The sequence below is a fragment of the Xanthomonas sp. A1809 genome (assembly GCF_017746015.1).
Taxonomy (GTDB): Bacteria; Pseudomonadota; Gammaproteobacteria; order Xanthomonadales; family Xanthomonadaceae; genus Xanthomonas; species Xanthomonas euvesicatoria.
In genome coordinates, this window is the sequence record NZ_JAGHWZ010000005.1 from 661,457 (window position 1) to 687,363 (window position 25,907).

Genomic DNA, 25,907 nt, shown 5'->3' on the forward strand with positions numbered 1-25,907 from the left:
GGCTTTCTGCGATACCACACTGGTAAGACTTACTTCACCAGCGCCGCAATCGCCGCACCCAGATCGCCCGGCGAGCGGACGGTCTTGACGCCAGCGGCTTCCATCGCCGCGAACTTGCCTTCGGCCGTGCCCTTGCCACCGGACGCGATCGCACCGGCATGGCCCATGCGCTTGCCGGCCGGCGCGGAGGCACCGGCGATGAAGCCGACAACCGGCTTCTTGACGTGGTTCTTGATGTACTCGGCACCGGCTTCCTCGGCGTCGCCACCGATTTCACCCACCATGATGATGCCTTCGGTCTGCGGGTCTTCGTTGAACAGCTTGAGGCAGTCGACGAAGTTCAGGCCGTTGATCGGGTCGCCACCGATGCCGATGCAGGTGCTCTGGCCCAGGCCCACTTCGGTGGTCTGCTTGACCGCTTCATAGGTCAGCGTGCCCGAACGCGACACGATGCCGATCTTGCCCGGCTTGTGGATGTGGCCCGGCATGATGCCGATCTTGCACTCGCCCGGGGTAATCACGCCGGGGCAGTTCGGCCCGATCAGCACGGTGTCCGGATGCGAACGGGTCAGCACGTTCTTGACGCGCAGCATGTCCAGCACCGGGATGCCCTCGGTGATGCAGACGATGACCTTGATGCCGGCCGCAGCCGCTTCCAGGATCGCATCGGCCGCGTACGGCGGCGGCACGTAGATCACCGACGCATCGGCGCCGGTGGCCTGGACCGCATCGGCGACGGTGTTGAATACCGGCAGATTGATGTGGGTGGTGCCGCCCTTGCCGGGCGTCACGCCGCCGACGACCTGGGTGCCATACTCGACCATCTGAGTGGCGTGGAAGGTGCCCTGCTGGCCGGTAAAGCCCTGCACGATCACCTTGGTGTTCTTGTTAATCAAAACGGACATGGATAGTTCCTTCGGTGTCGTGGATCAGGCGGCGTTCTTGACAGCTTCAACGACTTTCTTGGCGCCGTCGTTGATGTTGTCGGCCGGGATGATGGCCATGCCGCTATCGCGCAGCAGCTGCTTGCCTTCTTCCACGTTGGTGCCTTCCAGGCGCACCACGACCGGAACCTTGACGCCCACTTCCTTGACCGCGGCGATGATGCCTTCGGCGATCATGTCGCAGCGGACGATGCCGCCGAAGATGTTGACGAAGATGCCTTCGACCTTGTCCGAGGACAGGATCAGCTTGAACGCTTCGATGACGCGCTGCTTGTTCGCACCGCCGCCCACGTCCAGGAAGTTCGCCGGCTCACCGCCATTGAGCTTGATCACGTCCATGGTGGCCATGGCCAGGCCTGCGCCGTTGACCATGCAACCGATGTTGCCGTCCATGGTGACGTAGTTGATGTCCAGCTCCGACGCGGTCACTTCGGTCTCGTCTTCCTGCGTCTTGTCGCGCATGGCGACCAGCTGCTTCTGACGGAACGCGGCGTTGTCGTCGCTGTCGAACTTGCCGTCCAGCGCGTACAGGTTGCCGTCGTCCAGGATCGCCAGCGGGTTGATTTCAACCAGCGCCAGGTCCTTTTCGTTGAACAGGCGATACAGGTTCACCATGATGCTGGCGAACTGGCCGGCCTGCTTGGCGTTGAGGCCGAGCTTGAAGCCGAAATCGCGGCCGTGGTAGCCCTGCACGCCTTCGACGAAATCGACGTTGAGCGCGTGGATCAGCTCCGGCGTCTCGGCAGCGACCTGCTCGATCTCCACGCCGCCTTCGGAAGAGGCGATGTATGTGATGGTCTTGGTGCCGCGGTCGACCAGGATCGACAGGTACAGCTCCTTGACGATCTCACCGGCCGTGGTGACCAGCACCAGGTTGATCGGCAGCTCGACGCCGGCGGTCTGGTAGGTGGACATCTTGGTGCCGAGCATCTTGGCGGCTGCGGCCTTCACGTCGTCGGTGGTCTTGCAGAACTTGACGCCGCCAGCCTTACCGCGGCCGCCCGCGTGGATCTGCGCCTTCACCATCCAGGGGCCATTGCCCAGGGAATTGGCGACTTCAACCGCTTCGTCCGGGGTCGCCGCGACCTTGCCGGCCGGAACGGGGATGCCGTACTCGGCAAGCAGCTGTTTTGACTGGTATTCGTGGAAATTCATGCGTCACCGTGGGAAAAGGAAACGACCGCTGCGTGCAACGCAGACCGCCGGGGCGGCACGTCATGGGACGCGAACGGGCCGCCTATTGTGGCCGACCACGCCGTGCGGCGCAAAATTGCCCGGGATTGGCCGCCCGATCGCAGCGCTTGCGCGCAGGCCGACTCTGTGCGCAAGCGCTGCGCAGGCCGCGCACCTGCCTATACTCGCGGCTCGCTCCAGCGGGGAATCGGCTTGGCATCCATCGCATCGCTCATCGCCCGGATCCAGTCCGCGCCGCAGCGCGAGCTGTACTTTTTCTCGTTGTACCGGGTGCTGGTGGCCGGCCTGATCGCCGCGCTGGTGTTCAGCCCCTTGTCCGACGCCATTCCCGATCCGCGCTACCCGCGCCTGGCCGCCGGCGTGGCGATCGGCTACCTGTGCATGGCGATCCCGCTGCTGTTCTGGGGCCGCGGCGAACGCCGCCTCACCCCCACCGTGCTGTGCGCGGTAGTGGCCGACATCCTTGCCGCCACCCTGGCCACGCACGCCCTGCCCGGTGCCAGCGCCGGGATTGCGATGATGCTGCTGTTCAACGTGGCGGCCGCCTCGATCCTGTTGCGGCTGCGCTACGGCATGAGCATCGCGGTGCTCGCCAGCGCCGCCATCCTGCTGGAATACCTGTGGACCCTGCTCGAAGGCGGCGGCGCCACTCGTCCGGTGGCCGAGCTTGCGATGTTTGCCACCAGCTACGTCGCGGTGGCCTTCATCTGCGAACAAATCGCCGCCCGCGCCCGTCGCAACCAGATGCTGGCCGAAGAACGCGGCGCCCAGGTCGCCAATCTGTACGAGATCAACGAGCTGATCATCCGGCGCATGCGCACCGGCGTGCTGGTGGTGGATACCCACAACCACATCTCGTTGGCCAACGAAGCAGCGCTGAGCTTGCTGGGCGATGGTGACCAACGCACCCCGTCCACCGACCTGTCGCTGGTGGCGCTCACCCCGGAGCTGGCGCGCCGGCTGCAGCGCTGGCGTAGCGGCTGGCGCCAGGAAGAAGCCCCGCTGCAACTCGGCGCCGACCGCCCGGAAGTGCAGCCGCGCTTCGTGCGCCTGCTCGCCGACAGCGATCTGGTGCTGGTGTTCCTGGACGATGCCACGGTGGTGTCGCGCCGTGCCGAGTCGCTGACCCTGTCGGCCATGGGACGCTTCTCGGCCAGCCTGGCGCACGAGATCCGCAACCCGTTGGCCGCCATCAGCTACGCCTCGCAGTTGCTGGAGGAATCGCCGGACATCGGCGATGCCGACCGCCGCCTGCTGCAGATCATCCACCAGCAATGTCAGCGCACCAACGGCATCGTCGAAAGCGTGCTCGCACTGGCACGCCGGGAACGCGCCACCCCGGACAACCTGGACCTGGCCGCATTCGTGCGCCGCTTCGTGGTCGAATATCGCCAGACCTTGTCGATGGAAACCGACATCCTGGAGGCCAGCATCCAGGGGAGCTCCGTGCATGCGTTGGTCGATCCCAAGCACCTGCATCAGATCCTCACCGCGCTGGTGCACAACGCACTCAAGTACGGCCGGGTGATGGACGAACCGGCGCGGGTCAAGCTGCATGTCGAGCGCCTCGAGCGCATGGCTGTGATCGATGTGATCGACCGCGGCCCAGGCATCCCGGAGGCCGTGGCGGCGCAACTGTTCCGCCCGTTCTACACCACCTCCGAGCACGGCACCGGCCTGGGGCTGTACATCGCCCAGGAACTCTGCCGCGCCAACCAGGCGCAACTGGACTATGTCGCGGTCCCCGGCGGCGGTGCGTGCTTCCGGATTTCGTTGCAAGGACCCAACGGATTGCTCGGCAAGTGAGTGCTCGGCTATCGGCTGAGCGGGATGCCTGATGTGGCGATATCGCGCAGCGCGGCACTTGTTCGATAGCAGAACGTTGCAACTGGCGAAGACGCACACCCAACGCGGTGCCTGGCTGCGGGTCGTGCGGGCTTACGCCAGCAAGGCTTTCGGAGGCAGACGCGTTGGCAACGCAGCCCATCGACAGCCCCGCATCGCCGACTGGCATCGGCACCTTGCAAACGCGCTGAATGCCGCAGCGATGCACCCGCGCAGCAGGTGAATCGGTGGGCCGCGACCTGCTCGACAATTGTCGACCATCATCACGCTGGGCTATCGTGCGTCCCATGAACGAACCCAAAAGCGCCCTGGTTGTCGATGACGAGCGTGATATCCGCGAGTTGCTTGTTCTCACCCTGGGCCGCATGGGCTTGCGCATCAGCACCGCGGCGAACCTGGCCGAGGCGCGCGAGTTGCTGGCCAACAACCCCTACGATCTGTGCCTGACCGACATGCGGTTGCCGGACGGCAACGGCATCGAACTGGTCACCGAAATCGCAAAACACTACCCGCAGACACCGGTGGCGATGATCACCGCCTTCGGCAGCATGGACCTGGCCGTGGAAGCGCTGAAAGCCGGCGCCTTCGATTTCGTCAGCAAGCCGGTCGACATCGGCGTGCTGCGCGGCCTGGTCAAGCACGCGCTGGAATTGAACAATCGCGATCGTCCCGCTCCGCCACCGCCGCCACCGGAACAGGCCAGCCGCCTGCTCGGGGACTCCAGTGCCATGGAAAGCCTGCGCGCCACCATCGGCAAGGTTGCGCGCAGCCAGGCGCCGGTCTACATCGTCGGCGAATCCGGCGTGGGCAAGGAACTGGTCGCACGCACCATCCACGAACAAGGCGCACGCGCCGCCGGCCCGTTCGTGCCGGTCAACTGCGGCGCCATTCCCGCCGAATTGATGGAAAGCGAATTCTTCGGCCACAAGAAGGGCAGCTTCACCGGCGCGCATGCCGACAAGCCCGGCCTGTTCCAGGCCGCGCACGGCGGCACCTTGTTCCTGGACGAAGTGGCCGAATTGCCGTTGCAGATGCAGGTCAAGCTGCTGCGCGCCATCCAGGAAAAGTCGGTGCGACCGGTCGGCGCATCCAGCGAATCGCTGGTGGATGTGCGCATCCTCTCGGCCACCCACAAGGACCTGGGCGACCTGGTCTCCGACGGCCGCTTTCGGCATGACCTGTACTACCGCATCAACGTAATCGAGTTGCGTGTGCCGCCGCTGCGCGAACGCGGTGGCGACCTGCCGCAGCTGGCCGCTGCCATCATCGCGCGCCTGGCGCACAGCCATGGCCGCCCCATTCCGCTGCTGACCCAGTCGGCGCTCGACGCATTGAATCACTACGGCTTCCCAGGCAACGTGCGCGAACTGGAAAACATCCTCGAACGCGCCCTGGCCCTGGCCGAAGACGACCAGATCAGCGCCACCGACCTGCGCCTGCCCGCTCACGGCGGCCACCGTCTGGCCGTCCCCAACGGAGGTGCCGCGGCCGAGCCGCGCGAAGCCGTCGTGGACATCGACCCGGCCTCAGCCGCGCTGCCGTCCTACATCGAGCAACTGGAGCGCGCCGCGATCCAGAAGGCGCTGGAAGAAAACCGCTGGAACAAGACCAAGACTGCGGCGCAGCTGGGCATCACGTTTCGCGCGCTGCGTTATAAGTTGAAGAAGCTGGGGATGGACTGAGTTGCCACTCGCAATGCACCTCGCTATGAAGGAACACGTAGCCGGGAAAAGCATCGTGCGTGACGCTTGAATGCCTTGCACCCAATGCTGACCAAGAAATTCTTCCCTGCCTAGTTAGAAGTTCTCGCAGCAGCGGTAAAGCTCACAATGTCTCACTGAATGCATCAGATGATCGAGTCGCTTGTCCTGCACCTACGATACTGCTTAACTACGTTCCGCTGGAAAATCTGGAATTGGAGCTTAAATCTTGCCAGATCTAAGCTCCAACGAAAAACGCACTGACTTCAAGAGCTCACTTGAAATCATGCCCGAGATTTCTTGTTGACAGCGCCTCCCAAAAGACTCGCATGATCATCAGGGACAAACTTGGCTTACCTGCGCAGAGCAGGAAAGACCGCCACCGTTTGCCGAGTACTGCCCGCCACAGGAAAGCGATACAGTCCCAGGTCCATTTGAGGCCACTGACTGACCAGGCGTCAAACTTCCGCTGTAGCCTGGAGACTGTATGCCACAGGTTGTACCGGTAACGCTGCCCGAGGCCTGAGTGCATTGGATGATGGCTGCAGATTTGACAGGAGCCAGACCGCGGAACGAGCTGCCATTCCGCGCAGAGCCAAAGATGGTCTGCTCGGGTGAACACGTCGTGTCATCAATTCTTGCCGCACAGCTCAGACCACCACCACTTGCTGCGTAGGAACCGATGCAATTGAGAACGACATTACCTGGGGCATTTGTACCTATCGATTCACCTACCGAGAGAACCCCGTTCCACCCAGGAGCCTGAACCGAGCAGAAGGTGCCCGCCTCCCCTCCTCCAGTTGCTTGTGTGCAGGTCACAACTGATAAGTTTGACGCTATCGCGCTCCCTTGCGTCGAACCACCATTACGAGCGCTAGCCGTAATCGTTTTGACCGCAGCATCCACTGAACTACAAGACAAAATTCCACACAGAAAAACAGCAAAATGATGGGCTTTTAGCTCAATCATTGCGCAACTCCTTCGGCACTCTGCCAATCGACGAGGCTCAGATCAGCACAGCATTTGGGAATCCCCTGCCCGAAAATTATCTGGACGCAACTTGGCCGTTGTCAACGCAATGAGCATTATCAAACGATTATTTGTGATCGATCACCCACAACTCCGACTGGACCGAAAAATGGGATGCTATGGGGCGGAATGATAGGTTTGGTGTCCACGATGCCGCCGCCCAGCTGGCATTAAATCTCAATGGGCGACGTCAGCCAGGAATAATTTCTGCACACCCGGCAGGAATGTGCAGCTGTAGAGCCTTCTGATATCTGGACTCAATCCTTTGTCACGCGATTGATCTCGGCCAGGCTGGTCACCCCGTGGGCAGCCTTCATCAAGGCCGACTGCCGCAAATCGCGGATACCGATCGCCTGCGCGGCCTCGGCGATCTGCATCGCATTGCCGCCCTCCAGCACGATCGCGCCGATCTCGTCGGTCATCGGCATGACCTGGTAGATACCGGTACGCCCCTTGTAGCCTTCGGTGCACTCGTCGCAACCGACCGCCTCATACAGCTCGATCCCGGCAGCAAGCTGTGCGGGCGTGAATCCTTCGGCCAGCAAGGCGTTGTCAGGCAGCGTCGACTTGCGCTTGCAGTTGTTGCACAACCGCCGCGCCAGACGCTGCGCGATCACCAAGGTCACCGACGAGGTAATGTTGTAGGGCGCGATGCCCATGTTCATCAAGCGTGCGATGGTCTGCGGCGCATCGTTGGTGTGCAACGTCGACAACACCATGTGACCGGTCTGCGCCGCCTTGATCGCAATCTCGGCCGTCTCCAGGTCACGGATTTCGCCAACCATGATGATGTCCGGGTCCTGGCGTAGGAACGAGCGCAACGCTGCGGCAAAGGTCATGCCACGCTTGTTGTTCTGCTGCACCTGATTGACGCCAGGCAAGCGGATTTCGACCGGGTCCTCCGCGGTGGAGATATTGCGTGTCTCGTCGTTGAGAATTCCAAGCGCGGTGTACAACGACACCGTCTTGCCCGAGCCGGTCGGCCCGGTCACCAGCACCATCCCGTACGGCTTGTGGATCGCCTCCAGGAACAGCTTCTGCTGGTCCGCCTCATAGCCCAGCTTGTCGATGCCCAGCTTGGCCGCGCTGCCGTCCAGGATACGCAGCACCACCTTTTCACCGAACAGGGTCGGCAAGGTGCTGACACGGAAGTCGATCTGCTTGGTCTTGGACAGGTTGAGCTTGATGCGCCCGTCTTGCGGCACCCGCTTCTCGGCGATATCCAGCTGCGACATCACCTTCAGGCGCGCTGCGATGCGCTGGTTCAGCTTCACCGGCGCCTTGGCCACGTTCTTCAGCAGTCCGTCGATGCGCAAGCGCACCCGGTAGTCGTCTTCATAGGGCTCGAAATGGATGTCCGAGGCTCCCCGCCTGATCGCATCCACCAGCACCTTGTTGACGAACTTCACCACCGGCGTGTCGTCGCCCTTGGCATCGACCCCGGAATCCCCGCCGGCGCCCATGTCCTCGTCGCCAGCAGACACGTCTAGGTTGTCCATACCTTCGTCGTCGTCACCCAGCGCAGATCCCAGCGCAGCATTGCTGGCCTGCCACTGCTCCAAGGTGCGACGGATCTGGTCCTCATCGACCAGGATGGGCTCGACCACGAGATTCGTATGGAACTTGATGTCGTCTAGCGCGCGAGTCTGGGTCGGGTTGCTCACCCCCACGAACAGCCGGTTACCGCGCTTGAACAGCGGCAGCACCTGGTACTTCTGGAGCAACTCCTCACTGACCAGCTTGACCGCATTTTGATTAGCATCGAACACCGATACGTCCATCAACGGCATGCCGAACTCGACTGCATTTGCAGCGGCCAGCTGAGACGCCGTCACGAGTTTTTTTTCTGCGAACCACTGTGGCAAAGGAATTTTCGCCAAACTCGCGTGCTCCATCGCAGCGCGCGCCGCGACTTCGTCAAGCGCGCCGTCCTGAACCAGTCGCCGGGCGATGCCAGTGATACCAACCAAGTTTGCGGTGAGTGTTGCGGTCATTAGCTTTAGCCTTCGCTCCCCAGAATTTCAGTCACACTGTACCAATTACACAATCAGATTCTAAGTAGCAACTACGCAAACAAATTCTGCCCCGCTATGACCAAGACTCGATGGACGGGCGTCATTGTTACGAGGAACGCCGATTTCTGCGCAGCAGACGAGGCGGCCGCGGCCATACAATCACTGTCATGCACGTAGGTGTAGCAAGTCATGATTGATGCAACTAGAATAAGTCCTGTTCATCTGGGGAAAGATTTTGAACACAATTAGTATAGTGCTACCTGCCAAAAACGAAGCCGAGGGACTCAGGAAGACACTCCCAAAGCTCAGGGCTTATTATCCAGATGCCGAGATCATTGTCGTCGACGATGGCTCAATCGATACAACGGCCTCAGTCGCGAAAGAATTAGGGGCACTAGTTCTCAGCAGTCCATATTCAATGGGGAATGGAGCCGCAATTAAACGGGGGGCTAGAGCAGCCACGGGAGACATCCTGATATTCATGGATGCCGATGGTCAACATGACCCTGCCAATATACGGAACCTTCTAGATAAACTCGATGAAGGATACGACATGGTAGTCGGAGCGCGCGATAGCGCTGGACAGGCAAGTAGACATCGAGGTGTAGCGAATGCGTTCTACAATTGGCTGGCAAGCAAGATGACCGGATTCGATGTTAAAGATTTAACATCAGGATTCCGAGCAGCGCGCTCGATAAGATTTAAAGAATTTATTCACTTACTCCCAAACGGATTTAGCTACCCCACCACCAGCACGATGGCATTCTTCCGAAGCGCTTACCCCGTTGCTTATGTATCTATCCCAGTGGCGAAGCGAGTTGGAACTGCGAGCCATATACGACCAATAAAAGACGGCATCAGATTTTTATTGATCATATTCAAAATCGCCACACTTTACTCACCCTTGAAATTATTCGCACCGATATCGATAGGATTTTTCATTACCGGCCTTGCTTATTATTCATGGACATATATAACCTCCATGAGGTTTACAAATATGAGCCTTCTGCTATTTAGTGCGTCGGTGATAATATTTCTTATCGGATTAGTTTCCGAACAAATCACCTCCTTGACATACCGAAAAGATGACTAGCTTGCCCAGCCACTTTCAACGAATCTTGATTGCAGGCTATTATGCAACTGGATCAGGGTATCCCAACGGTGAAATTACGCAGGAAATATTGGGCACCATCAGCCATGTAAATGTCGTAGATTGTGGCTATTCAATGCCACCCGGCACAAAACTTTGGGAATCAATCGAAAAGCGCCCCCTGGCAAAAATGGATGTTTTGTGGAAATTGCTAACTCGCAATCTCTACAGTGCGTTAACAGTTTTACGAGTCAAAAAGCCTGGGGATATCATTTACGTGAGATATCCTGGAATATTCTTTTTACTAATAATGTCGTTAGTGCCTGTCAAATTCCGGCCTGTTCTGGTCGCAGATGCATTCATCTCACTATGGGAATCATGGTCCGTGAATCGAGCTAAAGGCTCGAGGATATTTGCAAAAATTCTCTTTTCACTTGAGAAAATTGCACTAACTACATGCACGAGAATAATCGTTGATACAACAGCCAACTCAGCCTACATCGCAAAAACTTTCTCTATCGCGAAAGAAAAAATAGAGGCCATACCTCTTGGACTAAAGCTTGTCCAAAGCAAGCAACCCACTCAGAATTATAGCACTCCCGAAGTGACGTCAGTACTCTTCGTAGGCACTTTCATTCCCCTCCACGGCATAGGCGTGATCATCGAGGCAATGAGATTACTGAAAAGCCACGGTAATTTTAATTTCAAGTTCATAGGTGACGGCGCTGAAGCCTACAAACTGGAAACTGCCATAAAAAGCGATAAAGACTTTCCTGCCATAGAATGGATTAGAACGTGGCAATCTCCAAGCCAACTGACTGAAGCGATAACTCATTCGGATATCTGCCTAGGCATCTTCAGCGGTGACGAGAAGTCGCGCAGAGTCCTGCCTTATAAGTTATATATCTACATGATGCTCGCCAGGTGCGTCATTAGTCAGAGCAACTATTCATTGCCAGCCGGCATTCAGGAACACCTGCCAATACTGAAAGTACCACCCGATGATCCAAACGCTTTGGCAAAAGCAATCCAATTCCTAAGAGATAATCCACTAGAGCGTGAAAAATATTCAATATCCGCAGAAAATTTTTATAAAAATTACCTAAGCCATGCTCCGATCAAGGAAAACTGGATGCGCATTATCTCTGAATTATCATCTTAGGTCGTTCTTGAAGTAAGCCAAACAAGCGGCGCAACCAACTACTGCATCCGAAAGCAAAGTACTAAGACGATGCATAGACACCAGCACAACAGCCGAATCATGGGGAATCACGCGATACAACAGTGAAAACAACACTAGCTCCCTAACCCCTAAACCAGCGGGCGGCCCAGGTATAACGGATCCGATCACCCATGCTAGTGAGAAAGCAGTGGACATATAGAGGACTTGAGCTAGCGGCACGCCAAAAAAACCGCCCAATATCGTGAAACCGACCCCTACAAGAAAAAAGTTAATTAGGTATAGAACTAGAATTTTAGCTAAAATCGAAATAGTCAACCCATCCAACAAAGACAGCACTTGTCTGAGCCAATAATTACGTATTGATTTGAAGCTTATTAACAATAAAAGTGCTACTGAACAGGCGCTCAATACAAGAAGGCTTTTGGCACTGAAGTCCAAAGAGCTAGGTAGCTGGAAGCCGAAAGTCAAAAGACCAAGCAGACTCAAAAAAGATGCCGCAACAATAGTCAGACTGGTTTCCAGCACCATTGAGCTGGCTATCAAGAGCATAGGTACTGATTGGGCCTTCAGCATGGCACCTCTAGCGATCAACTGCGCGATGTTCCCAGGCAAATATCTAGCGAGCTGCCCCACACTGACGATCTTGGTTTGCAATATCCAGGTACTGGACGGGGACTTATGCCGCACCAGCAAATGATAGGCAATTCCGCTTACTGGATAAATGGCAGAAAAGAAGATTGCACTTAATAAAAATCGAATAACAAAATCAGCGCTAAAAAAATCAAAGCCTAAAAACGCATCACGCTGAGCCCAAGCAAAGTACACAAGCGCGCCGAAAGCCATCAATCCAATTGCTAAAAACAATGATTTACTTAAAAACCTCACAATTTTTTTGCAACTACCAGGTAGCCCGAGCCAAGCTCGCGCTTTAGAAACAAGGATTGTATTTTATAAAATATCCTAAGCGATGCCCTCCCAAGACGGGACGAGATCAGGCCGAAGAACTTTATCGCCGGGCCACGATCCACGCCACTCCGCAGATTGTTTGAGGATCGCTCGACTTCTCCTGCCGCATTGCGGATTATTCTTTTTTTGTAAAATCCTGAGGAGAAAGCTTCCAACACGTTAGATAACGGAAATCCGTAACATTCGAAGTTGACTATGGTAAGTCCACAGTCACGAATTTTTTCTAAGAGGTCTTTTTTTTCGTATCTTCGGACGTGGCCTGCCCAATCATCAGAGGCACTCCACCTTTTCATATGCGCTGGCACTGTTAAGATTAAGAGTCCGTCGTGTGCCAAAAGGTCGATCCATTCCTGAAGTGCCTGATCGTCATTTTCAATATGCTCCAGGACTTCCGAAGCAATAATAAGCGAGAAACTTTCCTTGAGCGAGGGCAATTCGCTGGATAATTTGATTTCTTCATCGTGAAGTCTTTTGAACAGGGAGATAGCGTCAGGAGATATTTCAACACCCTCACAGTCGCAACCCCTTGCCTTCAACTCATACAAGAAAGCTCCTGAACCGCTACCTACCTCAAGAGTCCGCCCAGGTTTTATATCTACTAAATTAGCAAGCATGCGAGCTCGCCGAAGAAGATAGCGGGGCGCAGGGCTCCAGCCTGCACTTGGCCATGCCGGTCCGATTTCAGGATATATGGGACTAGAACACTTGGCCTTCGAGGAGAAGGACGCTACATCGTTAGGCTTGTTTGGCATCGCTGTTCCTCAAGACGCAAGGCGCCAATAACTTTGCCTCATTTAATCGCTCTTGCTCGACCAGAGATGAGATGAGCCGGACCCCATAACCTGAATCTTTTTTTATCCCCACAGCATAACAATATTCTCTAGCTGAGAGAGAATAATCGTGCAAAATCCTTCCTGCGTAATCAGCGTAGAGCAGATGCGCATCCAATAAGTTGGGCTGCCTCCGAGTGTACAACTCGCTCAGCTGGACAATTAACTTGTCCGAAACTTTAACGCCTTTCATTCTATCACTGATAAGTGAATAAAACGCACTGAACTCCTGAGGCCCCAAAGGGCGGGTCTCAAACTTCTTGACAATGGATCGCGTCCAATTTTCTTCTGGTTGCCGCCCACCATTGACAGCTATGAGGATTAAAGCTTGCTCTGGTAACGGGGATGAACGCGGGAGGCCCATAGCACGCTCCAACTCGGCCATGGCGAAATTATAGTTAACAGAGTCAGCCTCGCCCCCTGCTCTCTCCATATAAATGCTTGCAAGCTCGTATGAAGCCCTTGGAGACCACTTATTATCTATTGCAGACGCTGTCGCGAGTAGAACACGATCTCCCCACGTAGCGCTACGCAGCAACGTTGTAAACATCAGCATTAAAATGCAGCCAGTGATCAACGAATAGCCGATAACCATTTGCCTTTTTCTTAGGAGCGCTCGTACCAACGAGGCTGCAATCAAAACAGGACCTAGAATAGCAAGGTAATTGCGATGCTCAAAAACAAGCTCAAGTGCCAAGGGTGCACTTGTAATTGCATGCGACGCGAAGAAAAAGCCTATAGCTATGCTGACTAGTGGAGCACGCACCCGCCAATAGAAAGCTCCGACTAAAAGAGATCCAAGAGCCGCGCCACCTATAATTGTCGTCAGAGGGCTGAACAGGCCGCGCGACGGAGCGAAATCATCATGATAAAAGGTAAGATTTTCGGGCGATGGCCAAATCATCCAGCCCAGATATGACGGGAGTACGCGAAACTGCGTCAGCACCCTCTGCAGCATTGTAAAGTCACGCATATCAAATTGATAAGCGATTCGCGGCAGCAGCAATCCAAAAAACAGCAAGCTACCCACGAGGAAAACAGAAGCATATATGACCTTTAGTGACAGGCTTCGCCCATCCTTTCCCTTGAAGCCAAAAAAGACCAGCTCCATAAACAGAGTGTACAGGGGGGCCTGAATCGCATTTTCTTTTGAGAGAAGTCCCAATATCAAACTCAATGCAGCCAAGACAAGGAATCTTCCATACTCTCGGCCCTGAATCCAGCGCAGCCTGGACACCACATAAAAATTCAGCGAAATCAGCAAAAACAGGTTGCCCAACAATTCCATTCGCTGAACTACATACAGGACGGATGAGACCTGCAGAGGATGTAGGCCCCATATCAATGCAATAAGAAGAGTAGCGATGGATTGGCTTCTTTCAGATTCCTCCGGCCACGCCAAGCGAATGATGCCTCGTACTAAAAACCCCACGAGCAGGATGTTCAGGAAGTGAATCGCCAGATTTTCCAGCTTAAAGCTGAACGGACTCATTCCGTGCAGCCAGTAACCCGCGGCAAAACTCAGCGTCGCCACCGGGCGACCTATTGGTCCGCCGTATGCACGGGCGGCGGCTGCCAGACCGTCCCACGTGATGTGATCCAACTTTATGGACGTATTCTCAACCACTGCCTGGTAATCGTCAAAGATAAAACCGCCGCTCAGCCCGGGGATGTAGAGACTACAAGCGATTGTTGCCGCCAAAAAAAGCAAGAAGACAAATTTTGTATTCTTTTTCATCTCACGCCTGGCAAAGCTTCATCATGTAATTCAGCCAAATTTGGTCACGACGCCAGGCAGCCCTTAGGTATGTACCGCTGTCCTACCGTACTCAGGCAGGACCAACTGCCGGAGGAGTCTCTTTGCCAGCGTATCTCCTTACCCTGAACCTCAAGCGCGCCGTTCATTGAGCACTTAATCGATCCTGCTGAAGTTGCAGGAAGAAAAGTGACGTCGACGGTTCTGCATCGCACTGTGCTTGCCTGCAAGCCAATGCCTTCTGCAGTGAATTCGGAGGCTGCTGCCTCCTTCGCGATCAGGAGCTCGTAGCTCGTCTTCCCGACCGAAATTTCACCGAGCGCCGAAGTAACCTGGGTCCGCGCCACGTAGCCTTGATATATAGGCAAAGCTACTGCGGCCAGTATTCCAATGACTGCGATGACGACCATCAACTCTATTAATGTAAAGCCTTTAGACGTGCTCATGATCGCCTCTCCCCCAGGGACATGCCACTCAACAGCCAATCACAATTAAAAAAGCCCCGATATACGGGGCTTTCTCTACATGATTTTCTATATCAGCTGCAGCCAGCCGGCTTGTACTTCGCGTCAACACTGCTGCTGCAAGCCCAAGTTCCCGTGCTAGCGGTACGCGTCAGTGTCACGTTCTTATCCTTGACCTTTGCCGCGTTTCCTTTAAGGTTGCAAACAATGGTAGTAGCGGAAACCGTGATGCCACAACGCGTGGTGGACGAGCTTAGACCAATCTGCGCGGGGGTGCTCATCGTGCTGCCTTCGTTGGTCTTAACTTCGAACTGAGTCTTGCCCGGGGTGATTTCGGCCAGACCAGCAGTCACCTGCGACTTGGCGACATAGTCCTGATACATCGGCAGCGCGATGGCGGCCAGGATGGCAATGATCGCGACCACGATCATCAGTTCGATCAGCGTAAAGCCTTGCTGCTTCTTCATAGGTATCCCCTAGAGTTGGTGAAGTTGTCCGCCCGCGGGCCACTCCCTTTGGGCGCCGCGCGGCGGGTGCCACGTGCAGGATTTGTAAAGCAAAATGCGTGCCAACGTCGCGGCGGCGCTGCTATTCAACTCCTGAGCGACGATAATGCCCTACTCTTGCGACGCAAGCATGCGGGTTGCTCTGATTTGAGACGGAGTTGCGCCAAGGCCCGCATGGGTCAATAAGTGACGCGGGGGGTCAGCCGCCTGCTTCCACTGGGAGCAGAGCGCCCATAGAGATGCCATAAGATGAAGAACCCGTTACCATCGCCTGGGTATCCGCCTGGGGATGGCGGATGGGGATCAGACATGTCGGCAGTCCGTAGCACCATCAAGAGCAAGCCAGCGGCCATTAGCGCCGATCAACAGATGAGCCCGTTCGTCTGGGAGGGGACAGACAAGCGGGGGGTAAAAATGAAGGGCGAACAGATCGCCCGCAACGCCAATATGTTACGGGCAGAACTTCGTCGCCAAGGCATCACGCCCAGCGTCGTCAAGCCCAAGCCCAAGCCATTGTTTGGCGCGGCAGGCAAGAAGATCACGCCTAAGGAAATTGCGTTCTTCAGTCGCCAGATGGCCACCATGATGAAATCTGGCGTGCCTATCGTTGGGTCGCTGGAGATCATCGGCAATGGTCACAAAAACCCTCGCATGAAACAGATGGTCGGACAAATCCGTACCGACATCGAGGGCGGTTCTTCTCTGCACGAAGCGGTAAGCAAGCATCCAGTGCAGTTCGACGAGCTGTATCGCAACCTCGTCAAGGCCGGCGAAGGCGCTGGTGTGCTGGAAACCGTCCTGGACACAATTGCGTCGTATAAAGAGAATCTGGAAGCCCTAAAGGGCAAGATCAAGAAGGCGCTGTTCTATCCCGCGATGGTCGTGGCGGTTGCCCTGCTCGTCAGCTCGATCTTGTTGATCTGGGTCGTGCCGCAGTTCGAGGATGTGTTCAAGGGGTTCGGCGCAGAACTGCCAGCCTTCACCCAGCTGATCGTCAATGCGTCCCGATTCATGGTCTCGTATTGGTGGCTACTGCTGCTTGTGATCGTTGGCTCGATCGTGGGCTTCATCTTTGCCTACAAGCGCTCGCTTGCGATGCAGCATGGAATGGATCGCTTGGTGCTCAAGGTGCCGATCATTGGCCAGATCATGCATAACAGCTCGATTGCGCGCTTTGCGCGCACTACCGCAGTGACCTTCAAGGCGGGCGTGCCACTGGTGGAGGCACTCGGCATTGTTGCTGGCGCCACCGGTAACTCAGTCTATGAGAAGGCCGTACTGCGTATGCGCGAGGACGTATCGGTGGGTTATCCGGTCAACGTGTCTATGAAACAGGTCAATCTGTTCCCTCACATGGTGATCCAGATGACAGCGATCGGCGAGGAAGCGGGCGCACTGGATGCCATGCTGTTCAAGGTAGCCGAGTACTACGAGCAGGAAGTAAACAATGCTGTAGATGCACTTAGCAGCCTCATCGAACCCTTGATCATGGTGTTCATTGGTACAGTGGTCGGCGGCATGGTCATCGGCATGTACCTGCCCATCTTCAAGCTCGCTTCGGTGGTTGGATAAGACGTAATGGCATTTCTCGACCAGCATCCCGGTCTCGGCTTTCCTGCCGCGGCCGGACTGGGACTGCTGATCGGCAGCTTCCTGAATGTGGTGATCCTGCGCTTGCCCAAGCGCATGGAGTGGCAGTGGCGGCGGGATGCGCGCGAGATTTTGGAGCTGCCGGACATCTACGAGCCGCCGCCGCCGGGGATCGTGGTGGAGCCCTCGCACGACCCGGTGACAGGCGACAAGCTCAAGTGGTGGGAGAATATTCCGGTCCTGAGCTGGGTCATGCTGCGTGGCAAGTCGCGCTACAGCGGCAAGCCGATCTCGATTCAGTATCCACTGGTCGAGTTGCTCACCTCAATCCTGTGCGTCGCCAGCGTGTGGCGCTTCGGCTTTGGCTGGCAGGGCTTCGGCGCGATCGTGCTGAGCTGCTTCCTGGTGGCGATGTCGGGCATCGACCTGCGCCACAAGCTGCTGCCGGACCAGCTGACCTTGCCGCTGATGTGGTTGGGTCTGGTCGGCTCGATGGACAACCTCTACATGCCGGCCAAACCTGCTCTGCTGGGCGCGGCGGTTGGCTATGTGTCGCTATGGACGGTCTGGTGGTTGTTCAAGCAGCTCACCGGCAAGGAAGGCATGGGCCATGGCGATTTCAAGCTACTGGCCGCGCTCGGCGCCTGGTGCGGGTTGAAAGGCATCCTGCCCATCATCCTGATCTCCTCGCTGGTCGGCGCCATTCTGGGTTCGGCTTGGTTGGTCGCCAAGGGCCGCGACCGCGCCACCCCAATCCCGTTTGGCCCGTACCTCGCCATCGCTGGCTGGGTGGTGTTCTTCTGGGGCAACGACCTGGTGGACGGCTACCTGCAATTCGCGGGTCTGCGTTGACCCTGGCACGACGATGAGTGATTTCATCGTCGGTCTTACGGGCGGCATCGCGTCCGGCAAGAGCGCGCTGGCCGCCGAGTTTGAGAAGCTGGGTGTACCGGTCATTGATGCCGATGTGGTTGCGCGGCAGGTGGTCATGCCGGGTCCTGTTCTCGATTGCATCATCGACTACTTTGGACCGGGCATCCTGCTGCCGGATGGCACGCTGGACCGCTCCGCGCTGCGCAAAATTGTTTTCGCAGATCTGACGCAACGCAAAGCGCTCGAAGCAATTACGCATCCGGCTATCCGTGCAGAGTTGCAGCGCGCGGCACAGGCGGCTGAAGGTCCTTATGCCATCGTCGCGATCCCTTTGCTCACCGAGGCGGGTGGCCGCGCAGCCTATCCCTGGTTGGATCGCGTGCTGGTGATCGATGCGCCAGTCGAACTGCAACATGCAAGATTGATGCGCCGCGATGGCAGCACGCCGGAATTGGCGGATCAGATGATCGCTGCGCAGGCGTCCCGCGAGCAGCGTCTTGCGCTGGCGGACGATGTCGTGGTCAACGATGGCCAGCCGGCACATCTGATTCGAGCGGCGCACGAGCTCGACGCGCGCTATCGCCAGCGTACGAATTAGCGCGTCTTTCCTGTAATTCCGCGCACCCCATCGACGGGAGCGCAAAACATGACAGGTTGCAATGCCGAACTAGCGATGAAACGCTAATGTCGCAATCACGCCCCGCTCCTGCCCTGGCCGTACGCTGACCCGCCAGCCGTACAGATCACAAAGACGGCTGACGATCGACAAGCCGATGCCGCCGCCTTGCGAGTGGCCGGCATGGGTCCCGCGGTAGCCGCGTTGGAATAGTTTGGCGGCGTCTTCTTCGCTCAGGCCGGGGCCTGAATCGATCACTTCCACTGCATCGCCCAGCACGCGCACGCGCACTTGGCCATCCTGGGTGTATTTGACGGCGTTGCCGATCAGGTTGCCGAGCGCGACCGACAGGGCCGATTCCGGGGCATCGATGACCAGGTCACGCACGCCTTCCAGCACGAGCTCCAGGGGTTTTCCACCGAGCTGCGCGCGGTGCGAGTCGATCAGTTGTTCGGCCACCTTGGCGACGTTGCTACTGCCCTGCCCGCGCTCGTTGCGCGAGAGCAACAGCAACGAGCCGATCAAATCGCTGCATTGCTGCTCGGCGCGCTGGATGCGTTGCAGCCGCTGCAATACCTTTTCGTCCAGGTTCGGTTTGGTCAGCAGCAGCTCGGTAGCGCCGCGGATCACCGCCAGCGGCGTGCGCAGTTCGTGGCTCACGTCCGCGTTGAATTCGCGGTCGCGCTGCACCACTTCGGTCAGACGCGCCGAGTAGTCGTCCAGCGCTTCGGCCAGCTGGCCGACTTCGTCGTCCGGAAAATGCGCCGCCAGCGGTTTGGGTTGGCTGGTGCCGCCACGATAGGCCCGCAGGCGCGCAGCCAGATCGGAGACCGGGCGCATCACCTTGGACGCAGACCACCAGCCGATCAGCAGCGAAAACCCGCTGAACACCAATACCGACAAGATCAGGGTGCGCTTGAGCTGGATTTCGCCCTTCAACGCCTGGGTCATGTCGTAGGCCAGGAAGAACCATTCGCTCGGCGTTTTGCGCACCGCCAGCTTGTACGAATAGGTATTGCCGCTTTCGTCAACGCCGGTGATGGTGTGGATGCCGTCGGGCAGCTGGTACCACTCCGGTTGTTCGCGGCGCAGCGCTTCGAACTTGTCGCTTTTGACCACGCGCCCGCGCATCTGCTGCAGGGGCAGATCGGGATTGCGCATCGGATCGGAGTAAAAGCGTTGCGCGAAGGCGTCGATGTTGCGGTTCATCACGTCTTCCACCAACTGGTTTTCCACGCGCGAGCGCGCCCAGTTGGTGGCGAAGGCGAACAGCGTTGTCAGGCAGAAGCCCAACAACACGAACGACAGGATGATGCGGCTGCGCAGGCGCCGCCGATAGCGGCCGCGCCTGCGCGCCGGCCGCGTCTCGCCCGTACTTTCAGGCATCGGGCGAGGCGATGCGGTAGCCGATGCCGTGGCGGGTCTGGATCATCGGCACATCGAACGGCTTGTCGACCACGGCGCGCAGGCCGTGGATATGCACGCGCAACGAATCCGAATCGGGCAGTTCTTCGCCCCACACGCGGGTTTCCAGTTCCTGGCGCGTGACCACCGCCGGCGAGGCTTCCATCAGCGCCTGCAGGATCTTCAGCGCAGTCGGGTTGAGTTGCAGCAGCTTGCCGCGGCGACGCACTTCCAGCGTATCCAGGTTGTATTCCAGATCGCCGGTTTCCAGCACGCGAGTGTGCACACCCTTGCCGCGACGCGACAGCGCGTTGAGGCGTACCTCCACTTCCTGCAGCGCGAACGGCTTGATCAGATAGTCGTCGGCGCCGGAGTCGAAGCCGGCCAGCTTGTTGTCCAGCGAGTCGCGCGCGGTCAGCATCAACACCGGGGTCTGCTTACGCGCCTCGTTACGCAGCTTGCGGCAGACCTCGATGCCATCCATGCCAGGCAGGTTGAGGTCGAGCACGATGGCGTCGAACTCGTGCACCACGGCAAGGTGGAGGCCAGTCACCCCGTCGGCGGCGAAGTCCACCGTATGACCACGGTCTTCGAGGTAATCGCCGAGATTTGCGGCGATATCGCTGTTGTCTTCAATTACTAGAATTCGCACTGGAACCTCGTTCGTTAAGCTGTTTTTAGCGCTGGCGCCGAGAAATTTCGTCTTGACTCACCGTGGTCTGACGGCGCCGCTGGGCAGCCGTCATGCACTGTTTCGTACTCATCTGCGACCCAGTCGCGCGCTCGCGCCGACAAATCAGCCGGCTATCTTCGCGTGCCTTGGTCAAAATTCGGGTGACGAGCTCCTGATCGTTGCGAACCGCTGCCAATTGCTCTGGCTGCAGTGCCTGGATATCTGGCTGCGTCTGGAATGCTGCTTCGATCCGATCCAGCGCAGCGTTCACCTTAGCGCGCTCATCCTGACTGATCTCGGAGTACTTCTCGCCGTCGGCAAGGTCGGTGCGGACCTGCGCCGCCTGAGGCTTGAACGGCTTGTCCAGATCGAGCACCACCGCCAATGCATGACCGCTCATCAGGCCCGTCGCGAGCAGCAGTCCCGTAACACTCCACCGTTTTGCCATGCGACGCCTCCTTGCCCGACCGATTTAACATTGGCGAATGTAGACGCGAACCCCTACAGCGGCAAGCCGTCCATAAAAAGGCCCAAGTGCGACACCGCACTTGGGCCAAAAGTTCATCCCGATCACCGTCACTGCCGAGAGCGGAGCTACGGTCGGAAGAGGCTAGCGAGGCCGTAATTAGATTTTCGTTAATTTTTTGATAAAGCCGTTAGCCGGCCGATCGGCGGACGGACTGCTCCAGGTGCTGGACAATCGCCGCGGCCACATCCACGCCGCACACGCCTTCCACTCCTTCCAAACCTGGGGTGGAGTTGACCTCCAGCACCAGTGGGCCGCGTTTTGACCGGATCAGGTCGACCCCTGCCACTGCCAGGCCCAAGGCGCGTGCCGAGCGCACCGCCACCTCCTGCTCCTGCTCGGTTGCCTCGGCCACGGCTGCAGTGCCACCCAGGTGCAGATTGGACCGGAAATCGCCTTCGGCCGCCTGGCGGCGCATCGCCGCGACGACCTTGTCGCCGACCACGAAGCAGCGCAGGTCGGCGCCTTCGGCCTCACCGATGAACTCCTGCACGATGAAGTTGGCGTACAGCCCGCGCAGCGCTTCGACCACGCCGCGCGAGGCGCTGGCCTTTTCGGTCAGGATCACCCCGGCGCCTTGCGCACCCTCGTTCAACTTCACCACATGCGGCGGCGGGCCGAGCATGGAGAGCAGGTCCTGGGTGTCGTCGGGGTTGTCGCCGAACACGGTGACCGGCATGTCGATGCCCTGCGCGGCCAACAACTGATGCGCGCGCAGTTTGTCGCGCGAGCGCAGGATGGCGTCCGACGGGTTGGGCGTGTAGGTGCCCATGAACTCGAGCTGGCGCAGCACTGCGGTGGCATAGCGGGTGACCGAGGCGCCGATGCGCGGGATCACCGCATCGAAGCCGGTGATCGGCTTGCCCTTGTAGTGCAGGCTGAAGCCGTCGGCGGCGATGCGCATGTAGCAGCGCAACGGGTCGAGGATGCGCACGGTGTGCCCGCGCTTGCGTCCGGCTTCGATCAGCCGCCGGGTCGAATACAGCTTGCTGTTGCGGGAAAGGATGGCGATTTTCATCGCGGCAGGTACGCGGCGCGGCTTGGACATGGGCAGAGTCTGATGACGAAGTGACCCAAGTCCGTACAGTGCAGGCCGATTGCGCGTTCGCGGCAGGCCCGCGATATACGCTGCGATCAGGCCGACTGCGACGGCCCCGAGAATGAAAGAGCGAAGTACCGCGACAAGTCCAACAACGCTGTGGCTGCACGGCCTCAACCGGATCGATGCTAGCAGGGCGTTGGCGCGTCGCTCAAGCAACGCAGACGCGTGGTTGCGCAACGCACTTCGCGCGGACCTCACCCAGATCGCAACCAGTCGGTGGCCTTGCCCGATTGCTTGCGCATGGCCGCACTGTGGCGCGCGTGCGCGCCGACGGGACGTTGCGAGGGCACGCCACGTCAACGATTCCGACGGCCGCCCTCACGCCACACCCCTGTTGCCGTAACGCGTTTTGCACAGCTGTAGACGCAATGCTTGAGGCCCCTCAATGCCGGCGTGCCGGCGCATCCGAGACTCTCCATGCGACGTCCAGCAAGCGCGGCCTATGCCAATCCCTCCCGCATCCGTCAGGGGCGCCCGTTCCCACGCGGTGCCGTCTTCGACGGCAAGGGCACCAACTTCGCGCTGTTTTCCGCGCATGCCACGCGTGTCGAGCTGTGCCTGTTCGACGAACAGGGCAACGAAACCCGCGTCGACCTGCCGGAGTACACCAAGGAAATCTGGCACGGGTATCTTCCCGATGCCAAGCCGGGCCAGCGCTATGGCTATCGCGTACATGGTCCCTATGCGCCGACCGAAGGTCATCGCTTCAATCACAACAAGCTGTTGCTGGACCCGTATGCGCGCGAGCTGGATGGCGACCTGATCTGGTCCGACGAGCTCTACGGCTACACCGTGGGTCATCCCGATGGCGACCTGAGCTTCGACGAGCGCGATAGCGCACCCTTCATGCCCAAGTGCGTGGTGGTCGAAGACACCTACGACTGGGGAGACGACACGCGCCTGCTCAAGCCGTGGAATGAGACGGTCATCTACGAAACCCATGTGCGCGGCTACACGATGCGCAATCCGCAGGTACCCGAGGCAGTGCGCGGCACCTTCGCCGGCCTGGCCCAGCCGCAGGTACTCCAGTACATCAAGGACCTGGGCATCACCGCGGTGGAGCTATTGCCGGTACACGCCTACCTGGACGACCAGCATCTGCTCGACAAGGGGCTACGTAACTACTGGGGCTACAACACCATCGGCTTTTTCGCGCTGAAGTCGCGCTACCTGTCCAGCGGTCATCGCGATGAGTTCCGCGACATGGTCAAGGCCATGCACAAGCAGGGTCTGGAAGTGATTCTGGATGTGGTCTACAACCACACCGCCGAAGGCAGCGAGCTGGGGCCGACCCTGTCGTTCAAGGGTATCGACAACGCCAGCTATTACCGCCTAGCCGACGACAAGCGCTACTACATCAACGATACCGGTACCGGAAATACGCTGAATCTGAGCAATTCGCGGGTGATCCAGTTCGTCAACGATTCGCTGCGCTACTGGGCCGGCGAAATGCATGTGGATGGTTTCCGCTTCGATCTGGCCACCATTCTTGGCCGCGAGCCGAGTGGCTTCGATCAACGTGGCGGCTTCCTGGATGCCTGCAACCAGGACCCGCTGCTGTCGGAAGTCAAGCTGATTGCCGAGCCGTGGGACTGCGGCCCAGGTGGTTATCAGGTAGGCCACTTCCCGCCGGGTTGGTCGGAGTGGAACGACAAGTTCCGCGACAATGCGCGCGAATTCTGGAAAGGCGAAGACGGCAAGCTGGCGGAATTTGCGACCCGCTTCACCGGTTCGGCCGATCTATTCGATCGCCGCGGCCGGCGCCCGTGGGCGTCGGTGAACTTCATCACCGCGCACGATGGCTTCACCCTGCGCGATCTGGTCAGCTACAACGAAAAGCACAACATCGATAACGGCGAGGACAACCGCGACGGTTCGTCGAACGATGGCTCCTGCAACTACGGCGAAGAAGGCGACACCGATAACGCCGAGGTGCTGCAGATCCGCGAGCGGCAGATGAAGAACCTGCTTGCCACGCTGCTGCTATCGCAAGGCACGCCGATGATGCTCAGCGGCGACGAGCGTGCGCAGACCCAGGGGGGCAACAACAATACTTATTGCCAGGACAACGAAATCACCTGGCTGGACTGGGAAAACGATCCGACCGACGGCCGCCTGACCGAGTTCGTGAAGGCACTGACCCGTCTGCGCAAGCGCTACCCGATCCTGTCGCGGGGCCGCTTTCTCAACGGCCAATACAACGAAGAAGCCGGTCTGCGCGATCTCACCTGGCTCAATCCAGGCGGCATCGAAATGGACGATGCGCATTGGACCGACCCCGCCGCGCGCTCGGTGGGCCTGCTGCTGGAAGGCAAGGCGCAGACCTCGGGGGTCAAGGAACTGGCCAATGACGACACCTTGCTCATCGTCATCAATGCTTATCACGAGGGCGTGACCTTCACCCTGCCCTCCTCCGATGAGCCGGTGCACTGGAAGCTGGTGCTCTCGACCGACGAAGCGCTGGAAGTAGACATGATGCCGGCCGGTGCCAGCGAATTCCTGGCCCCGCCGCGCAGCGTGTCGGTCTTCGAGTGCAAGAGCGACCAGTAAAGCTGCCCCAGCAACGCGCACTCAGCAGCGATGCTTGCTGCCTGCCGGCATCGGAGAGGCAGCAAGCGTTTTTGTTTCCGACGATGGAATGACGGAGGGGTCTTGCGTGCGCTACGCGGATTGCGCGTGGCCAGGGTAATGGTGCCGATGGCAACACCACAGCGAGTCTGTGCGATCTCTCACGTTGGCCGCGTCATCATTGCTTGCTCCCTGGATCAGGAATCAGCAGGTCAGCATCCATCGCCGGGATTTGCGCGGGAAACACGGCGAATGCTTTCTCGCAATGATTGAGCGCGTGGGTTTTGCTTGAAATCGGGAATTGAATGCGTTGTTTGAAGACACGCAACTTGCGGCACTCGAGTGTTCATTCCACGGCCAAAAGCCAGCAGACGCCACCAAAAAATCTGCGGCCAACCGGACTTGAAGCGTGCAAACACCACAACATCTATCGCTGCCAGATCATCAAAAGTCCGGCCTGGCTCCGCAGACCACCGAAATCAGCCAAGTGTCTTGGAATAACAAGCGCAAAGCAGGGCGCTGTGCGCCAGACATTCACCAAAAGATCGAAGGCCAAAAGCAACGCCTTGCCCATTGCGGGCCTTCGACATCCCTTGTGGGGCGACTCAACCCGGATACAGCGGGAAGCGCTTGTCCGGATGATTGGCTTTCCACTCTTTATAAGAGCTGGTGCCTTCCCAGGCCTTGAAGGCGCGCGGCGTACGACCACGGCCGGACCAGGTTTCGCCGGAATGCGGAATCCAGTACTTGGCGACCACTTCGCCGGTGGAAGACAGCGGCCCCTTGGTCTTGCCGGTCATCGCCAGCGAGGCGATCTGGGATTTTTGCTTGGCATTGAAACGGTTGCCGAACTGGGTAAGTACCTCGATCACCTGGTCGAAGGCTTCCAGCGTCTGGGCGTATTTCAGCTGCGCTTCTTCCTGCTCAAGCTTGCGCAGCTCTTCCAGCAGTTGAGCCCGGGCGGCGGCGGTGGGTGAAGCGGGCGAATCCTGGCGCATTGGCAAAACATGAGGTATGGGCGGGTCAACGAGTA

The 25,907-nt window shown here is 58.2% G+C and carries 22 protein-coding genes; 8 read left to right on the top strand and 14 right to left on the bottom strand.

The window, feature by feature from the left end:
- Window positions 1–29: 29 nt before the first annotated feature.
- On the bottom strand, window positions 30–905 hold the full coding sequence (gene sucD, locus J7396_RS09150) for a succinate--CoA ligase subunit alpha (protein ID WP_029820064.1): 876 nt from the start codon (window positions 903–905) through the stop codon (window positions 30–32).
- Between the two features lie 24 nt (window positions 906–929).
- Complete coding sequence (gene sucC, locus J7396_RS09155) at window positions 930–2,099, bottom strand: ADP-forming succinate--CoA ligase subunit beta (protein ID WP_007965356.1); 1,170 nt, start codon at window positions 2,097–2,099, stop codon at window positions 930–932.
- A 231-nt stretch (window positions 2,100–2,330) separates the two neighbouring features.
- Here sucC and J7396_RS09160 point away from each other — a divergent pair, with 231 nt between their 5' ends.
- Both J7396_RS09160 and J7396_RS09165 read left to right on the top strand, forming a co-directional pair.
- Window positions 2,331–3,944, top strand: coding sequence for a HAMP domain-containing sensor histidine kinase (locus J7396_RS09160; protein ID WP_029820065.1), 1,614 nt, complete (start codon window positions 2,331–2,333; stop codon window positions 3,942–3,944).
- Window positions 3,945–4,210: 266 nt separating this feature from the next.
- Window positions 4,211–5,665: a sigma-54 dependent transcriptional regulator gene (locus J7396_RS09165; RefSeq protein ID WP_209261332.1), complete on the top strand. Its 1,455-nt coding sequence runs from the start codon at window positions 4,211–4,213 to the stop codon at window positions 5,663–5,665.
- A gap of 1,304 nt (window positions 5,666–6,969) precedes the next feature.
- Here the strand turns inward: J7396_RS09165 and pilB are convergent.
- A complete protein-coding gene (gene pilB, locus J7396_RS09170; RefSeq protein WP_008575094.1) occupies window positions 6,970–8,706 on the bottom strand; it encodes a type IV-A pilus assembly ATPase PilB in 1,737 nt (578 codons plus the stop codon).
- Window positions 8,707–8,962: 256 nt separating this feature from the next.
- Between pilB and J7396_RS09175 the strand changes: the two genes are divergently transcribed.
- Together J7396_RS09175 and J7396_RS09180 are read left to right on the top strand one after the other, a co-directional pair.
- The gene (locus tag J7396_RS09175; RefSeq protein ID WP_074053368.1) at window positions 8,963–9,820 is read left to right on the top strand and encodes a glycosyltransferase family 2 protein; all 858 of its coding nucleotides are present in this window, start codon (window positions 8,963–8,965) and stop codon (window positions 9,818–9,820) included.
- The gene (locus J7396_RS09180; protein ID WP_209242204.1) at window positions 9,813–10,979 is read left to right on the top strand and encodes a glycosyltransferase; all 1,167 of its coding nucleotides are present in this window, start codon (window positions 9,813–9,815) and stop codon (window positions 10,977–10,979) included. The genes J7396_RS09175 and J7396_RS09180 overlap by 8 nt, the downstream gene beginning before the upstream one ends.
- On the opposite strand, the gene J7396_RS09185 is transcribed toward J7396_RS09180, so the two are convergent.
- The 5 genes from J7396_RS09185 to J7396_RS09205 all read right to left on the bottom strand — a co-directional run bounded on the left by J7396_RS09185 (window position 10,971) and on the right by J7396_RS09205 (window position 15,483).
- Window positions 10,971–11,885, bottom strand: a complete 915-nt coding sequence (locus J7396_RS09185) for a lysylphosphatidylglycerol synthase domain-containing protein (protein ID WP_170922791.1) — start codon at window positions 11,883–11,885, stop codon at window positions 10,971–10,973. The two genes, J7396_RS09180 and J7396_RS09185, sit on opposite strands and share 9 nt — an antisense overlap.
- Entirely contained in the window at window positions 11,882–12,718 is an 837-nt protein-coding gene (locus J7396_RS09190) for a class I SAM-dependent methyltransferase (protein WP_081029768.1), read from the bottom strand. The genes J7396_RS09185 and J7396_RS09190 overlap by 4 nt, the downstream gene beginning before the upstream one ends.
- Complete coding sequence (locus J7396_RS09195) at window positions 12,702–14,534, bottom strand: hypothetical protein (RefSeq protein WP_209261333.1); 1,833 nt, start codon at window positions 14,532–14,534, stop codon at window positions 12,702–12,704. The genes J7396_RS09190 and J7396_RS09195 overlap by 17 nt, the downstream gene beginning before the upstream one ends.
- Before the next feature lie 44 nt (window positions 14,535–14,578).
- Window positions 14,579–14,998 (bottom strand): pilin, encoded by a 420-nt coding sequence (locus tag J7396_RS09200; protein WP_209261334.1) that lies wholly within the window; start codon window positions 14,996–14,998, stop codon window positions 14,579–14,581.
- A gap of 92 nt (window positions 14,999–15,090) precedes the next feature.
- Window positions 15,091–15,483 (bottom strand): pilin, encoded by a 393-nt coding sequence (locus tag J7396_RS09205; RefSeq protein ID WP_008576871.1) that lies wholly within the window; start codon window positions 15,481–15,483, stop codon window positions 15,091–15,093.
- Between the two features lie 348 nt (window positions 15,484–15,831).
- On the opposite strand from J7396_RS09205, the gene J7396_RS09210 reads away from it, so the two are divergent.
- From J7396_RS09210 to coaE, 3 genes are read left to right on the top strand one after another with little or no spacing between them, the layout of a single operon-like run.
- Window positions 15,832–17,094 carry a type II secretion system F family protein gene (locus J7396_RS09210; protein WP_209261335.1) on the top strand — a complete coding sequence of 421 codons (1,263 nt, stop codon included), beginning with the start codon at window positions 15,832–15,834 and terminating at the stop codon, window positions 17,092–17,094.
- Between the two features lie 6 nt (window positions 17,095–17,100).
- Window positions 17,101–17,964 carry an A24 family peptidase gene (locus J7396_RS09215; RefSeq protein WP_209261336.1) on the top strand — a complete coding sequence of 288 codons (864 nt, stop codon included), beginning with the start codon at window positions 17,101–17,103 and terminating at the stop codon, window positions 17,962–17,964.
- A 13-nt stretch (window positions 17,965–17,977) separates the two neighbouring features.
- Complete coding sequence (coaE, locus tag J7396_RS09220; protein ID WP_209261337.1) at window positions 17,978–18,583, top strand: dephospho-CoA kinase; 606 nt, start codon at window positions 17,978–17,980, stop codon at window positions 18,581–18,583.
- 69 nt (window positions 18,584–18,652) lie between these two features.
- Here coaE and J7396_RS09225 read toward each other — a convergent pair whose 3' ends face one another.
- The 4 genes from J7396_RS09225 to rimK form a co-directional block, all read right to left on the bottom strand.
- A complete protein-coding gene (locus J7396_RS09225; RefSeq protein ID WP_162998398.1) occupies window positions 18,653–19,987 on the bottom strand; it encodes a HAMP domain-containing sensor histidine kinase in 1,335 nt (444 codons plus the stop codon).
- Window positions 19,980–20,657 (bottom strand): response regulator transcription factor, encoded by a 678-nt coding sequence (locus tag J7396_RS09230; RefSeq protein ID WP_003490678.1) that lies wholly within the window; start codon window positions 20,655–20,657, stop codon window positions 19,980–19,982. The genes J7396_RS09225 and J7396_RS09230 overlap by 8 nt, the downstream gene beginning before the upstream one ends.
- 25 nt (window positions 20,658–20,682) lie before the next feature.
- Window positions 20,683–21,126 carry a hypothetical protein gene (locus J7396_RS09235; protein WP_008576857.1) on the bottom strand — a complete coding sequence of 148 codons (444 nt, stop codon included), beginning with the start codon at window positions 21,124–21,126 and terminating at the stop codon, window positions 20,683–20,685.
- 208 nt (window positions 21,127–21,334) lie between these two features.
- Window positions 21,335–22,252, bottom strand: a complete 918-nt coding sequence (gene rimK, locus J7396_RS09240; RefSeq protein ID WP_008576854.1) for a 30S ribosomal protein S6--L-glutamate ligase — start codon at window positions 22,250–22,252, stop codon at window positions 21,335–21,337.
- A gap of 471 nt (window positions 22,253–22,723) precedes the next feature.
- On the opposite strand from rimK, the gene glgX reads away from it, so the two are divergent.
- Window positions 22,724–24,856, top strand: coding sequence for a glycogen debranching protein GlgX (glgX, locus tag J7396_RS09245; protein ID WP_209261338.1), 2,133 nt, complete (start codon window positions 22,724–22,726; stop codon window positions 24,854–24,856).
- 196 nt (window positions 24,857–25,052) lie between these two features.
- On the opposite strand, the gene J7396_RS09250 is transcribed toward glgX, so the two are convergent.
- Entirely contained in the window at window positions 25,053–25,202 is a 150-nt protein-coding gene (locus J7396_RS09250; protein WP_209261339.1) for a hypothetical protein, read from the bottom strand.
- A gap of 277 nt (window positions 25,203–25,479) precedes the next feature.
- On the bottom strand, window positions 25,480–25,872 hold the full coding sequence (locus J7396_RS09255) for an H-NS family nucleoid-associated regulatory protein (RefSeq protein WP_008576847.1): 393 nt from the start codon (window positions 25,870–25,872) through the stop codon (window positions 25,480–25,482).
- Window positions 25,873–25,907 lie beyond the last annotated feature (35 nt).